General features: G+C 36.1%; 13 protein-coding genes and 1 riboswitch. Of the genes, 6 read left to right on the top strand and 7 right to left on the bottom strand.

Annotation, left to right across the window (positions count from 1 at the left end; all coding sequences use genetic code 11):
- The first annotated feature begins 125 nt into the window (after nt 1–125).
- The 3 genes from NYQ66_RS05465 to NYQ66_RS05455 all read left to right on the top strand — a co-directional run bounded on the left by NYQ66_RS05465 (nt 126) and on the right by NYQ66_RS05455 (nt 3,464).
- Nucleotides 126–356 carry a hypothetical protein gene (locus NYQ66_RS05465; RefSeq protein WP_259867721.1) on the top strand — a complete coding sequence of 77 codons (231 nt, stop codon included), beginning with the start codon at nt 126–128 and terminating at the stop codon, nt 354–356.
- 114 nt (nt 357–470) lie between these two features.
- A complete protein-coding gene (locus NYQ66_RS05460) occupies nt 471–1,571 on the top strand; it encodes a DNA alkylation repair protein (protein ID WP_259867718.1) in 1,101 nt (366 codons plus the stop codon).
- A 570-nt stretch (nt 1,572–2,141) separates the two neighbouring features.
- Nucleotides 2,142–3,464, top strand: a complete 1,323-nt coding sequence (locus tag NYQ66_RS05455) for a TrkH family potassium uptake protein (RefSeq protein ID WP_259867716.1) — start codon at nt 2,142–2,144, stop codon at nt 3,462–3,464.
- A 114-nt stretch (nt 3,465–3,578) separates the two neighbouring features.
- Here NYQ66_RS05455 and NYQ66_RS05450 read toward each other — a convergent pair whose 3' ends face one another.
- The 4 genes from NYQ66_RS05450 to NYQ66_RS05435 all read right to left on the bottom strand — a co-directional run bounded on the left by NYQ66_RS05450 (nt 3,579) and on the right by NYQ66_RS05435 (nt 7,131).
- Nucleotides 3,579–4,052, bottom strand: coding sequence for a respiratory nitrate reductase subunit gamma (locus NYQ66_RS05450; protein WP_259867713.1), 474 nt, complete (start codon nt 4,050–4,052; stop codon nt 3,579–3,581).
- Between the two features lie 201 nt (nt 4,053–4,253).
- A complete protein-coding gene (locus NYQ66_RS05445) occupies nt 4,254–4,655 on the bottom strand; it encodes a YkvA family protein (RefSeq protein ID WP_259867762.1) in 402 nt (133 codons plus the stop codon).
- Nucleotides 4,656–4,846: 191 nt separating this feature from the next.
- Entirely contained in the window at nt 4,847–5,848 is a 1,002-nt protein-coding gene (locus NYQ66_RS05440) for an LLM class flavin-dependent oxidoreductase (protein WP_259867711.1), read from the bottom strand.
- Nucleotides 5,849–6,198: 350 nt separating this feature from the next.
- Nucleotides 6,199–7,131 (bottom strand): GNAT family N-acetyltransferase, encoded by a 933-nt coding sequence (locus tag NYQ66_RS05435; RefSeq protein WP_259867708.1) that lies wholly within the window; start codon nt 7,129–7,131, stop codon nt 6,199–6,201.
- Between the two features lie 375 nt (nt 7,132–7,506).
- Here NYQ66_RS05435 and NYQ66_RS05430 point away from each other — a divergent pair, with 375 nt between their 5' ends.
- Complete coding sequence (locus NYQ66_RS05430) at nt 7,507–7,746, top strand: hypothetical protein (protein WP_259867705.1); 240 nt, start codon at nt 7,507–7,509, stop codon at nt 7,744–7,746.
- Nucleotides 7,747–7,888: 142 nt separating this feature from the next.
- Here the strand turns inward: NYQ66_RS05430 and NYQ66_RS21485 are convergent, their stop codons facing one another.
- Nucleotides 7,889–8,170 (bottom strand): NAD(P)-binding domain-containing protein, encoded by a 282-nt coding sequence (locus NYQ66_RS21485; protein WP_272479993.1) that lies wholly within the window; start codon nt 8,168–8,170, stop codon nt 7,889–7,891.
- 63 nt (nt 8,171–8,233) lie between these two features.
- On the bottom strand, nt 8,234–9,211 hold the full coding sequence (locus NYQ66_RS05425) for a DUF3895 domain-containing protein (RefSeq protein WP_259867703.1): 978 nt from the start codon (nt 9,209–9,211) through the stop codon (nt 8,234–8,236).
- A 421-nt stretch (nt 9,212–9,632) separates the two neighbouring features.
- Here NYQ66_RS05425 and NYQ66_RS05420 point away from each other — a divergent pair, with 421 nt between their 5' ends.
- Nucleotides 9,633–9,827, top strand: coding sequence for a hypothetical protein (locus tag NYQ66_RS05420; RefSeq protein ID WP_259867700.1), 195 nt, complete (start codon nt 9,633–9,635; stop codon nt 9,825–9,827).
- A gap of 229 nt (nt 9,828–10,056) precedes the next feature.
- A riboswitch (SAM riboswitch) is annotated at nt 10,057–10,159 on the bottom strand.
- Nucleotides 10,160–10,371: 212 nt separating this feature from the next.
- Entirely contained in the window at nt 10,372–11,214 is an 843-nt protein-coding gene (locus NYQ66_RS05415; protein ID WP_259867697.1) for a hypothetical protein, read from the top strand.
- Nucleotides 11,215–11,471: 257 nt separating this feature from the next.
- Here NYQ66_RS05415 and NYQ66_RS05410 read toward each other — a convergent pair whose 3' ends face one another.
- Complete coding sequence (locus NYQ66_RS05410; RefSeq protein WP_259867694.1) at nt 11,472–12,077, bottom strand: hypothetical protein; 606 nt, start codon at nt 12,075–12,077, stop codon at nt 11,472–11,474.
- Nucleotides 12,078–12,128: the final 51 nt, after the last annotated feature.

Raw genomic sequence — 12,128 nt, 5'->3', positions numbered from 1 at the left:
TGATCTATCCTCTGCACGTCGTACGTCATTTTATATCTAGCATCACCTGTGTTAGAATTTCTAACAGTGACAAAGAAAAATTATTCAATAAAAACAATCAGGAGGAGATTACGATCTCATTTGAAATGGCACCGAAATGTGAAACTTGTAGATTAGTAGCAACAACGAAAATAGAAGAGGACATTCATCTTACCGTCCTTCATAATGAAGAAGGTTTTGTTTATTTCAAATTAAGTGAAACCGATAACCAACGAAATGACATCAAAGCGTACATCAAGGATCTTCAACCGAAAATCTTGTCAGGCGTTTACCAATCTGAATTAGTAGATATGACAAAAGAAGAAATTTGCTGTTAATAGATTGAAAAACCCCTCGGCAGGGGTTTTTCTTTATTCTGAATGAAAAGTGATTCTCTCACGAATTCCTGATATGATAGGTCTAACTACTTTCCATGATAAGGAGAATAAATAATGGCCGAGGCATTAAAAGATATATATAATGAAAACTTCCTTCACGGTTTTGCAAAGAAAGTACATATAGCTTACCCTCCATTTCATTCATCTACATTTGTAAAGGATGTAATGGATCATACGTGGAGTCACTTAGAATTAAAACAGCGTATTCGTCAGATCACCCTGACACTTGGAAGACATTTACCTACCGATTATGCACAAGCTCTTGACGTACTGTATCAGATAGATGAAGAGTGTCAGGGATTTCCTTATTTATTTTTCCCTGACTTTGTCGAAGTGTTTGGTCAGACAGAAGATAATTGGGACCTCTCTATGGATGCATTAAAACGGTTCACTTCTAAATCCAGCTCCGAGTTCGCCATTCGTCCGTTTTTAATTCGTGAACCAGAAAGAACCATTGAGGTAATGAAAAGTTGGGCCAAAAATCCGAACGAACATGTTAGAAGACTCGCAAGTGAGGGTTGTCGACCTCGCTTACCTTGGGGACAAGCTTTGCCAATGTTTAAAAAGGACCCAACACTTCCTTTGTCCATTTTAGAAATGTTAAAAGAGGATCCCGCTACATATGTTCAAAAAAGCGTAGCAAATCATTTAAATGATATTGCAAAAGATAATCCTTCCACCGTTATAGAAACTGCATACCGATGGAAAGGGATATCTTCACAAACAGATTGGATCATTCGGCATGGGTGTCGTACATTAATTCGAAAAGCTGATCCAGACGTGCTAGCATTATTTGGTTATACAAAAATAAAACAAGCCAAGGATCTTTTTTCTCATATATCATTCTCCATCAATCCATCTGACCTAGAGATTGGTGAAACAACTGAAATCCACTATGAACTTGATGTTCATGAGGGAGATCCAGTTACAATTCGCCTTGAATATGCGATTGATTTCATAAAATCCCGTGGACAAACTTCAAGGAAAATATTCCTTCTATCTAACAGAGAAGTGAGTGGTGGTAACAAGATTAGTAATAGAAGAAAACATAGTTGGAAAGATCTTTCAACACGTAAGCATTATAAAGGACCCCACCGAATTGTGTTATTGGCCAATGGTGTGGAGGTTGCAGAAGATGTGGTAGAGTTAAAATAAGATGAATTGGATTTACTTCTTTAACAAAAAACAATGAGGCTAGGACAAAGTATCTCAACTAATTTCAAAACCGAACAAAAGGAATAGTGTGCAGTCACCGCTCCTGAAATATACTTCACTAAGGTATTACTTGTTCAGAATTTTTAGTTAGACACTTTAGTTACGTCCCTGCCTCCTTTAGCGATAGTGAAAATTCCTTCTGTCTAATCTTGAGATGGTTTGGAGTACCAATATCCTTGTCCAAATCCACAGCCTTAATCACACAATAACTTTGCTTGAAAATCTTCTTCAATCCCTTCTGCAACTACTGACCCTTAATGTTTATTTCTTTTTCCATAACATAGATTGAAAGCTAAATACCATCTTTAAAAATAAATAAGCGAATATTTAAAAGAAGACCTCCGCTAGTTATCTTTATTAGCGGAGTTTTCTCTATATACCCTGACTCTTAGTCATCCTAAGTGTTGAAGCTCTCAAAATAGTATTCTTTTTTATCAAAAACTATTGATCTTCCCAAACAAAGGAATATAATAATGATTATTTAACTTCAATCAAGAAGGAGTATTCCAGATGAAGCGTCATAGGATGGTTCGTTTAAGTCCACCACAATTTTTACTCGTTATTTTTATAACATGTATTATCATCGGTACGGTTCTGTTAAAACTACCAATAGCAACAACGGAAGGAATAGGTTTGCTACAAGCATTATTCACAGCAACTTCGGCAATGACTGTAACAGGATTGGCTGTTGTCGATACTGGCACTGCTTTTACTATTTTTGGACAACTGGTTATTCTAGCTTTAATCCAAGTTGGTGGATTAGGGATCATGACATTTGCGGTGTTTATTTTCTTAATGGTAGGGAGAAAAATTGGGTTTAAAGAACGATTTATTGTATCCCAAGCATTAAATCAAACATCAGTCGGTGGTATTATATTATTAGCAAAACGCCTTTTTATTTTTTCTATTATTGTGGAGGGAATTGCATTTGTTGCTCTTTCTTTTCGATGGGTGCCTGTCCATGGAATAAAAGAAGGTTTATATGCTAGTTTGTTTCATTCGATCTCTTCTTTTAACAATGCCGGATTCTCCATTTGGCAAAATGGTTTAATTGACTACGTTGGTGATCCCGTTATTAATATTGTTATTACCATGCTATTCATTATTGGTGGATTAGGCTTTACGGTTATCTTTGACCTTTGGCATAAAAAAGATTTTCATAGTTTAAGTGTCCATACAAAGTTGATGCTTATCGGTACGTTTGTCATAAACGTGTTAGCATCAATTATTATTTTCATTCTGGAATATGATAATCCAAATACGATAGGAAACTTATCTAACTCTGATAAACTACTAGCTTCCTACTTTCAAGCAGTTAGCCCAAGAACAGCAGGCTTTAACACCGTAGACATTGCCAGTATGGATGAATCGACATTGTTCTTTATTGTTTTACTAATGTTTATTGGTGCAGGAAGTGCATCAACTGGTGGTGGGATAAAATTGACTACTTTTCTCGCCTTACTTTTTGCTGTTTTTGCATTTATAAAAAACAACCAAGAAATCGTAATCTTCCGTAGAGCAATTGTCTACTCAACCATCGTACGATCGCTAGCTATTACGATGATTAGTTTAGGGTTTGTTTTTTTAGGCATTTTTATTCTGAATATTACGGAAGATGCGTCATTTATTGAAATCGTGTTTGAAACCGTATCTGCATTCGGAACGGTTGGATTATCTATGGGTTTGACTTATGAATTAACCCCAATCGGTCAGATCATAATAATTATGATCATGTTTATTGGTAAGGTCGGACCGTTGACTTTAGCCTTTTCATTTGCTCACACAACCGAATCGAAAATTCGTTATCCTAAAGAAGATTTACTAACTGGATGAAAATAATTCAATCGCCTCCTATCTATACAATCCAAAATGTTTTCTTCTCACCAAGTAAAAAGCAGTCAACCGTTGTTGACTGCTTTTTTATATTCTGTCATATAGATTAAGGCTCTAGAATTCTTTCACCGCTTCGGGTTTAGTTTTTATATGATGTTTTATTCCAACAACTCTTCCTGTTAACTCCACCAATGATACCTTTGTAAAAGTTATAACCGCCATCACACCTGTAAAAATCACAGAAGCAATGATGTTAAATAATTTGATGTATTGTGTAAAAGGTAAAATAATTAACAATCCACATAAACTTAGAATATGAATCTGAAATAACAACGATGTAGTTGCCATCAGTTTTCCGGTTGAATGTAAAGAAAATAACTCAACCATCCAATGGACCACGTTTACTTCACCATTTAAGGAAATTAGTCCTGTAATAAGAGTGATCGTGCCAATTCCAACACAAAACATATTTTTCAAGCCTTTTTGATAGCTTTCCTTACTTTTATATTGCCATATCAACCCCATTAGGAAAATTGCCATTGACGATAAAGGTAAAACGACCCAAATTAATAATTGAATAATGTTCATTATTCCCAACCCCTTTGACGGTTCCGTTTCTTGTTACCTTCATCATATCGTTTATGACAACTTTGTGACATCGGGGAAAATCCTGATTTTTGAAGTAAGGGACTTCCCTGAGAGACAGGGGAAAAATCCCTTGTCAATGCTTTTTTGTTCCTAATCGAAAGAAAAAGACGCTTTTCTTGTAAGAAAAGCGTCTACCGTTAACTAATTCAGTTTATTATCAATTTCCGACGTATCCACATGCTTACCAAACCATTCCATCAATTTGCCCTTTGCTTGCTTTTTAACATCCTCATCAATATACATTGCTACCTGGATCAGGGCGGCGGTAATAACCCCTAGATCATCTATAAATCCAACACCTAATGCAACATCGGGTATTAAATCAAGCGGGAGGATAAAGTAACCTAGTGCACCTGCAATCGTTGCTTTTACTTTTAATGGGACCTCAGGCTTTTGCAATGTAAAGTATAGAATTAATACAGCATAGACAACAGTTGAACCTGCTTTTTTGGAAAACCTTTGTAGCTTATTCCAAAAACCCTCATTTGAGAAATGTTTTTCATGTTCTTGAATTGTATCTTCATCGATTTGTTCTGATTCCATTTTTAATTCATTGACATATTGATTTGAAAGTTGTATCTCTTCCTGTTCATATACATCCTCAACTGGTTCCTCATGTTTCTTTTTCCAGAAATTTTTTTTCAACTTAATCCCCCCTCGTAAATGCAACAATTATTATGATTAGTATATCACTAATCATAGCAGACGATTTTTCATGCTATACTGACTAAATATTATTTACCATCCACTACTTCTTTTAACATCTCATAAGATCGTTTTTGTTTTTCTTCATCATAAATGTAGGATACAGCCATAATCTCGTCTACATTATATTTTTCTTGAAAACTTGTAAGTTGGTTTCTTATTGAATCTTTACTTCCGAGCAGTGTAACGCTTGTCATTGATGCAGCAGCTTGTTTTTCTTGTGATGTCCAAATTCCTTCCATACTATCTACAGGTGGACTGAGTGGTGTTCTAGTCCCACGAACGATATTTAAGAAGAACTGGTGCATCGTAGTCTGTTCCCGTTCTGCCTCTTGATCCGTTTCTGCAGCAATCACATTTAAGCATACCATCATATACGGTTTGTCCAGGTATTCTGAAGGCTCAAAATTATTTCGATAAATGGAAATGGCTTCTTCCATATATCTAGGAGCAAAGTGGGAAGCAAATGCATAAGGTAACCCTAACTTTGCAGCAAGGTGAGCTGAGTCGGTAGAAGAACCTAAAATATAAATCGGAATTTTCGTCCCAATACCAGGGTGTGCTTTCACATATCCTTGTTTTTCTTCCGGTCCAAAGTACGTTAGTAAAGATTGAACGTCATCCGGAAAGGTGTAGACTGTATCATTTTGCGAACGTCTTAACGCACTTGCAGTCATCATATCGGTACCCGGTGCGCGACCAAGCCCTAAATCGAGTCGGTCAGGATAAATAGTAGCCATTGTTCCAAACTGTTCAGCAACTACTAACGGAGAATGGTTCGGAAGCATAACTCCGCCAGACCCAACACGTATTCTTTCCGTATGCTCTAATGTGTGTTTTATCAAAATTGATGTAGCAGAGCTAACTAACGTAGGTGTATTATGATGCTCTGCAATCCAATAACGAACGTAACCCATATCTTCTGTCGCTCGTGCCAAACCAACCATTGATTCAATTGCTTCTTTCGCACCCTGTCCTTGACGGATTGGAGCTAAATTTAAAACAGAAACTGGTATATTTATATTTGTCATGTAAACATGTCCCTTCTAATTTGAAAATCACCATAATAGTAACAGATAACATACAACCACCCCTACTAAAATGCTTACCCAACGAGAATAAGGTCGTATGTACCTTTCACCTAAAGCGAATTGGGCCACAATACTTGTTCTCATACCAAGCGCTGTTTTTTAGAAAACGTAATTTCTCACATTCAGTATAATAATTAACAATTAAAGCTATACTAACTTTGACCATAGCTGGGAACTGTGGTCCTGTTAAGCCGGTTTCCTTAAAGAGGGAATCGGCTTTTCTGCTACAACTTACTAGGGTTCGGTTCTTTCACCTGAACTTGTGCACACAAGAACCGTCCCCCTGTTTCCTATATTTCTAATTCAAATCGTTGTTCTTCTTTTTTCACTTTGAATCCAACTGACTTATATAGGTTTAACGCCGAATCGTTATCAGTTAATACTAAGAGAATAGCACGATCTAGTTTTTTCTGTTGTAAATAGTGAACGGCCAGCATAAGCAGATGTCTCGCAATGCCTTTATTTCTCCATTCAGGAACAACAAAAACATCTTCAATTTCACCTGTCTTTTCCTCATTCTCTCTTTCCCAAGCCATTACGCTCCCAATAATTTTCCCTTTATAAAACGCAGTAAAAGTTGTCCAATGTGGTCTTTCTTTGTATTCACGCAATCGATGTAACGTCAAGGCATCTTCAGGCCATATTTTATTTTCAACTTGAAGATATTGTTGTTCCTCTATTTCTGTTTTCATTTCCCACATTTTTATTTCAATATCCTGATCCTCAAATCTCGGTATAGAACTTTGTCGATCTGCTCTCAAATCAATATCCATCCAAAAATTACTACTAAAGTGTTTAAATCCTATTGACTGAAAAAACGCATTATTTTCGATTTCATTTGAAAAATTCCCAACTCTTAGAAACGTCTTAAATCCCGGCGAGAAATATGCTTTCATTTGCAATGCTTTTTCATGCAGTATTTCGTACAATTGCTCTTTAATCAAGCTATTCTCATCGTAATCTGGATCAACTTTAATGTTCATATACAATTGGTGAACTACATGTGGATTATCGCCTGGATTCGCTACACTAATTGGCATTATCTGTCCTTTTCCGATTAATTTATCCCGTTCATATACGCAAGGACAATACTCCCATGTGTGCTCTTCTTCCCCAGGCCACCAGTAAATGACGTTGGTATGCTTATCCTTTAATTTGTTAAACAATTCCACTACCTGTTCACGATCATCAGGATGAAAATTTTTAGTTTTGAATGTTTGCAAAGCTAGTTCCTCCTTCATTTTTCTTGCAAAAACTAGTTGTCAAAATCCCTCTTCATTCTACTTATGCTTTTTATCGTTTTCATCCTGTCCACCCCTTTTTTATAATCATTATCATTATATATTAATAATGGCTTCGCTAAATTAGTCCTGAACCTTATTGTATCTCCGTCTATAGACTGATTATGGAACAGATTTCTTTTTTCCAAGCCTATTATTGAAAACTTTTTGCAAGTTCAACAAAATCTTCTTTTTTAATGCTGGGCCTCCACCTGCAATTTCTAAGAATAACCCATCCTGTTCCGAAGTAATTCTCACGTTAATATGTATAAATTAAAATAGTAATGCGAAAATTAAAGATCAAGTGAGGTGATCCCTTTGAATCACGAAAAAGACTATGACCGAGATTTCGACCGAGAAGATCATTTAAGCTCAGATCATTTAAGACATATTCTGCAAAGTTCTCATGATATTGAAGTTAAGCTTATGCGAGAATATTTAATAGCTGCTGATCGAATCCATGATAATCCTGAGTTAAAAGAACGTCTTAAGAATTTTGCAGAAGGAAATGCGAAGCGAACGGATCAGCTATTAGACGAATTAAAAAATTATCAGTAAAAGTCTACAAAAATAAAAAGACCGACACTTAATCTTAGTCGGTCTTTCCTAACAATAAAAACGATTCTAATATATACAATGCCTACCATACAATAAGCGCAAATGTTTATTTATACCATTTTTTAATCCAACTCAAACACCACTACCTACCCTTAACCATGTAATTGACTTTCATTTCGATACGCTGAGGACAAATTTTCTGAAAAAGACGGAATAGCAGGCGCCTGAAATGACCTGTAGCAATGACCACTTGTTTAGTCTTTAGACATCCTTTGTTGGTAATTAATACAATATAGTCATCTAATTTCCCAAGTGATAACACCTCTGTACTGCATTGAAAAGGCAGCTCAAATTGTGTCGCATATTCTACTAAATAATCTGCCAACACATCTTTAGTAGGAAATACATTTGGATCACCTTTCATTGGTAAACCAGGTAACGAACTAAACTAAATTGTCTATTTGTAAACAACCGTAATGACACAGAACTATTTGTCTTTTTCCCCGGATAAATCCACTACTTTATAAATCCGATCTTCTACACCCTGTTTCTCTAACAACTCCAGCATTCCTTGCCTTGCAAGATACTCCAAATAAATACAGACATTTGAAAAAATCCTTGGTTTTCCACTAGAGTATGTGTCTTTAGGTGCATCATGAAATTCAATTAACGCATCACAGGCAGCACTCGCTCGGAAAATCGGCTCTGTTAAAGTTTCCAAATAAACTAAAACGGCACTTTGGAAATTCTGATCCAAAGGTATGTGATCTGCTATTCGGCTTTCCCATCCATCCTTTGCCTGCACCTGCTTTCTGAGGCGCACCATCTCCTCTTGTCTTAGCTTCGTTTTTTGTTCATTCTCTTTCCTTAGGGCTTCTAACCTCTCTTGTTCTTTTTCTTTTAAGAATTCTGCTATGTTTCCTTTTAATCTTCTTACCTGTCTTTCTAATAAAGGCATGTCATGGTCAAAGTGTAGCTGGATATCTTTAGGAACTTCAATAGAAACAGGGATCTCTGTAATCCCTTCGTCAGCTAATGTCCAGTATTGATAAATCTTCAATAAAATCTCATCCATTTCATAGTCGATCTTTTCAATACCGCTCACAATCTCCTTTGCCAACTGTGGAGGTATCCCTGTATGCTCCTCAAAATGTTTGATCCCAAACTTTTTAAGCTCTCCAGTCTCCAAGTTTTTCACCCTGTATTGATATCGAAGTTTCCGTCCACATTCACAATATAAGGTAGAGCTTGACTGCCAACTTGACCCAGCATCTAGGTAGTCCTCAAACTCCCACTTTTCTGCAATCACACCTTCCGCTTCCTCACCAGCTTTCTCTGTTGCCAGGACGTTTGCAAAAACAGTCCTTCTACCTCTTTTTAAATATTCCTGGATAAACCCCTTTTGATTATCCGTAAGCGACTCCATTAATCGGTCTCTCTCTGACTGACTCAAATGCTCATGCATAAGAAAATCCCCTTTCTTCTGGTACACAAGGACAGGATCCTCGTCGCCATGCACTCCTTTTCACTCTCACCAATAACTCTATTTTATGATTGTCTTTGATAAAATAAAAAAAGCAGAAATACACTTAAAGATAGAGATAATTTCTGCTTTTTCCTGTTGAGCTCTTTTTTAGATCTATCTTAGATAGTTTTATTTTGTATAATTTGAAGGGAAAAGTCAATTTACTCTAGTGTCGGATTAATAAGGAATTATAGCATTTATCTTTGAGAAGTTTTTCGTTTTGTCTATTCTAGAAAACTAGTTCCTTGCGCCACTGGTTATCATTTTTTGAAGAAGGGTACAACTTAGTGATAGATAAGGCATGATTACACATAATATTTTTTCATATATAATAGGATTATATTCAAAAGGAGGGATCCATATGGGAGAATACAAATTGGAGAAGCATAGAAAAACGATTCAACATATCCGCTTGTATGGGTTTATTTTAATAGGATTTTCAACGGCTATTACTGGTAATTTAATTCTCGGTTTATTTGCTATGCTTATTCTCGGAATAGTAGATCAAATAATAATCAAGCCCAACTTAATGCCTAAATATGAATCAATTCAATAAGCATGTGTGATTCTTAATTTCCCTATCCGATACCAGTACTTACCTCGCTTGTCATTTCTAATACACTAAATAGACTATAGCTGTCACTGTGGCCTATTGATAAGCGGCTCCCAGAGGATCGGCTATCCATTCACTGATAGACAGACCTCACTTAAACTACTTCGTGGGTAATAGGGAGGTCTATTTCTGTTGAACAAAGAAACGATCAAAGCGAGATGGATACAAATCCGTTATATCATCCAAAGCCTTAGGCTTTACTGGTAGAAGCATCTTACATATGCAGGTTGCTATGACGTCAAAAAGCCAGTTCTCTCGGTCATTCAGGATAATCTATTTAATTATGATAATAGTGTAGCATAGATTCTCCTTGAACTGGTTAGATTTTGGAACACGGTACCTGTACCTCTGTCCAAAAAAGTGGATTTCTCTTTGCTTTATGTCCGAAAGATTGTACAATTTTATCATAAGTGGAAAAATAAAAAGAAATTTCTGTTCCAATTGGATTCATTGTACCTATAACACAATACTAGTAAGGAAGTGTCTTATGGATTTAAAAAAGGCTTATGAAATGATGGAACTTTCTAAAGGTGCCACATTTAAAGAACTAGAAGATAAATTCTTCATTTTAATAAAACGTCAAAATACGAATACCGCTGAAAATGATGAACAAGCCGAAAAGGATCATAACCTGTTAAACGAAGCTTATGAAATCGTGAAAAAAGACATCTTGGGAGAGGAAGAAACAACAGAAAGCAAGCGTCCTATAAAAGATAAAATCGATCATATTATCTATCATTACAAGTTCCACATCATTGGAGGCATCTTTCTTATCCTGATTCTTGGTTCTTTTGTATCTACCCTTATAAATAGCCAGGTAGATAAAGCGAAGCAAATCCCTCCATCAATAACTGTTGTCATGCTCGGTAACTATATAGGTGATGACACGAGTCTACTAGAAGAGAATCTGGCAAGTCTATTTCCAGAATGGGAATATATTAAATTAGAATTTTTATCTAACCCAGATCAAGAAAACAAACAAACACAACAAGGTTATGGAAATGTGATTAAAAACCAAGTTATTTTAGCTAATGCAAAGCCTGACATCCTAATTGTTGATCAAAAGCATTTTGATTCCTATGTATCTAACGGATCTTTTCTACCATTAGAAGATCACATTTCCGATCAGAAAATAGGTCAATTAGCTGAAGATCAATTGCGTTATAGTCCTACAGAAGATGACCCTAAAGAAAAACTCTATGGGATAGAGATAACCGACAATGCTATTTTTAATGATGTAGATATTTCCGGAGAAAAAATTGTAGTCATTCGTCGAGGAGCCGAAGAAAAAGACAATGCCATTACCTTTATTGACAAAGTAATAGAATGAATCAGGGGATAGGACAAGTTTCCATTTGTCCCATCCCTATGTTCCTCTAACTTATAATCCCTTTCCCCGCCCCAGCCATATAAATTGGCTATCTGTGTGCCTCTTTTATTTGCATGTACTTATTCATTTAATTTGGATTACACAGGGGTCTTCGTGATGATCCTAGCTACACCTTTACACTAAAAAATCCTATATTTGTTCATTATTGTTTGTAGTTTCATAGAAAAAGATAAGTGGGAACCGTCTTTCGATTCCCACTAATGATAGGTTGGTTCAGATTTCCGAAATTGAACCAATTTACGAATCACCATGATCATAAACATGGTCACAAGCGACATCCCTGCTAACACAAAGTATCCTGTATATTCCTCTACCTTATGCTGGAACCAGTGGGTGAATGGTTCGGGAACATGTTCCGTTCTTTTTTCTACATAGTGAATATGTTCTACTGTACTCCCACTAAGTGCTGGCTCCCAACTGCTTTGCCCCTCTTCCAAATATATTTCAATTCGATCACCTGGCATGATGTCCATCTTAGATGGACCAGCCATCTGCACCCAACCCGGAATATAAGAATAGTGAACGTCCAAAGTATCACCTTTAGACAATCTTAAATCAATTGGTTGTTTTAGGAATTTATCTATTTCAAGTGTCATCATACGTATTTGTGTTGGAGAGTTACTTTTTTCATTAAGGTTATACAACAGTGCGTCTTCCGTGACCTCTCCTTGTATATGCAAGGGAGCATCTTGTTTAATCTCTTCTACTTCACTTGGGTCAAGTACTGCAAACACGGGTACTGCTATGAATAAAGAAAAGAAGACCGTTATAAGAATGAAAAAAAAATAGTATCTTCTTACCACTATGACCACACCTTATTATTTTATTTACTTATTAGACGTAACAACCGATAG

The sequence above is a fragment of the Aquibacillus koreensis genome (assembly GCF_025154055.1).
GTDB classification, from domain to species: Bacteria; Bacillota; Bacilli; order Bacillales; family Amphibacillaceae; genus Aquibacillus_C; species Aquibacillus_C koreensis.
This window is presented reverse-complemented; position numbering and strand designations above follow the sequence as displayed.

Coding starts and splice junctions, on each gene's coding strand:
- NYQ66_RS05420 (WP_259867700.1), top strand. CDS start 9,633: ATGGGAGAATACAAATTGGAGAAGCATAGAAAAACGATTCAACATATC.
- NYQ66_RS05415 (WP_259867697.1), top strand. CDS start 10,372: ATGGATTTAAAAAAGGCTTATGAAATGATGGAACTTTCTAAAGGTGCC.
- NYQ66_RS05455 (WP_259867716.1), top strand. CDS start 2,142: ATGAAGCGTCATAGGATGGTTCGTTTAAGTCCACCACAATTTTTACTC.
- NYQ66_RS05450 (WP_259867713.1), bottom strand. CDS start 4,052: ATGAACATTATTCAATTATTAATTTGGGTCGTTTTACCTTTATCGTCA.
- NYQ66_RS21485 (WP_272479993.1), bottom strand. CDS start 8,170: ATGAAAGGTGATCCAAATGTATTTCCTACTAAAGATGTGTTGGCAGAT.
- NYQ66_RS05445 (WP_259867762.1), bottom strand. CDS start 4,655: ATGGAATCAGAACAAATCGATGAAGATACAATTCAAGAACATGAAAAA.
- NYQ66_RS05440 (WP_259867711.1), bottom strand. CDS start 5,848: ATGACAAATATAAATATACCAGTTTCTGTTTTAAATTTAGCTCCAATC.
- NYQ66_RS05460 (WP_259867718.1), top strand. CDS start 471: ATGGCCGAGGCATTAAAAGATATATATAATGAAAACTTCCTTCACGGT.
- NYQ66_RS05465 (WP_259867721.1), top strand. CDS start 126: ATGGCACCGAAATGTGAAACTTGTAGATTAGTAGCAACAACGAAAATA.
- NYQ66_RS05425 (WP_259867703.1), bottom strand. CDS start 9,211: ATGCATGAGCATTTGAGTCAGTCAGAGAGAGACCGATTAATGGAGTCG.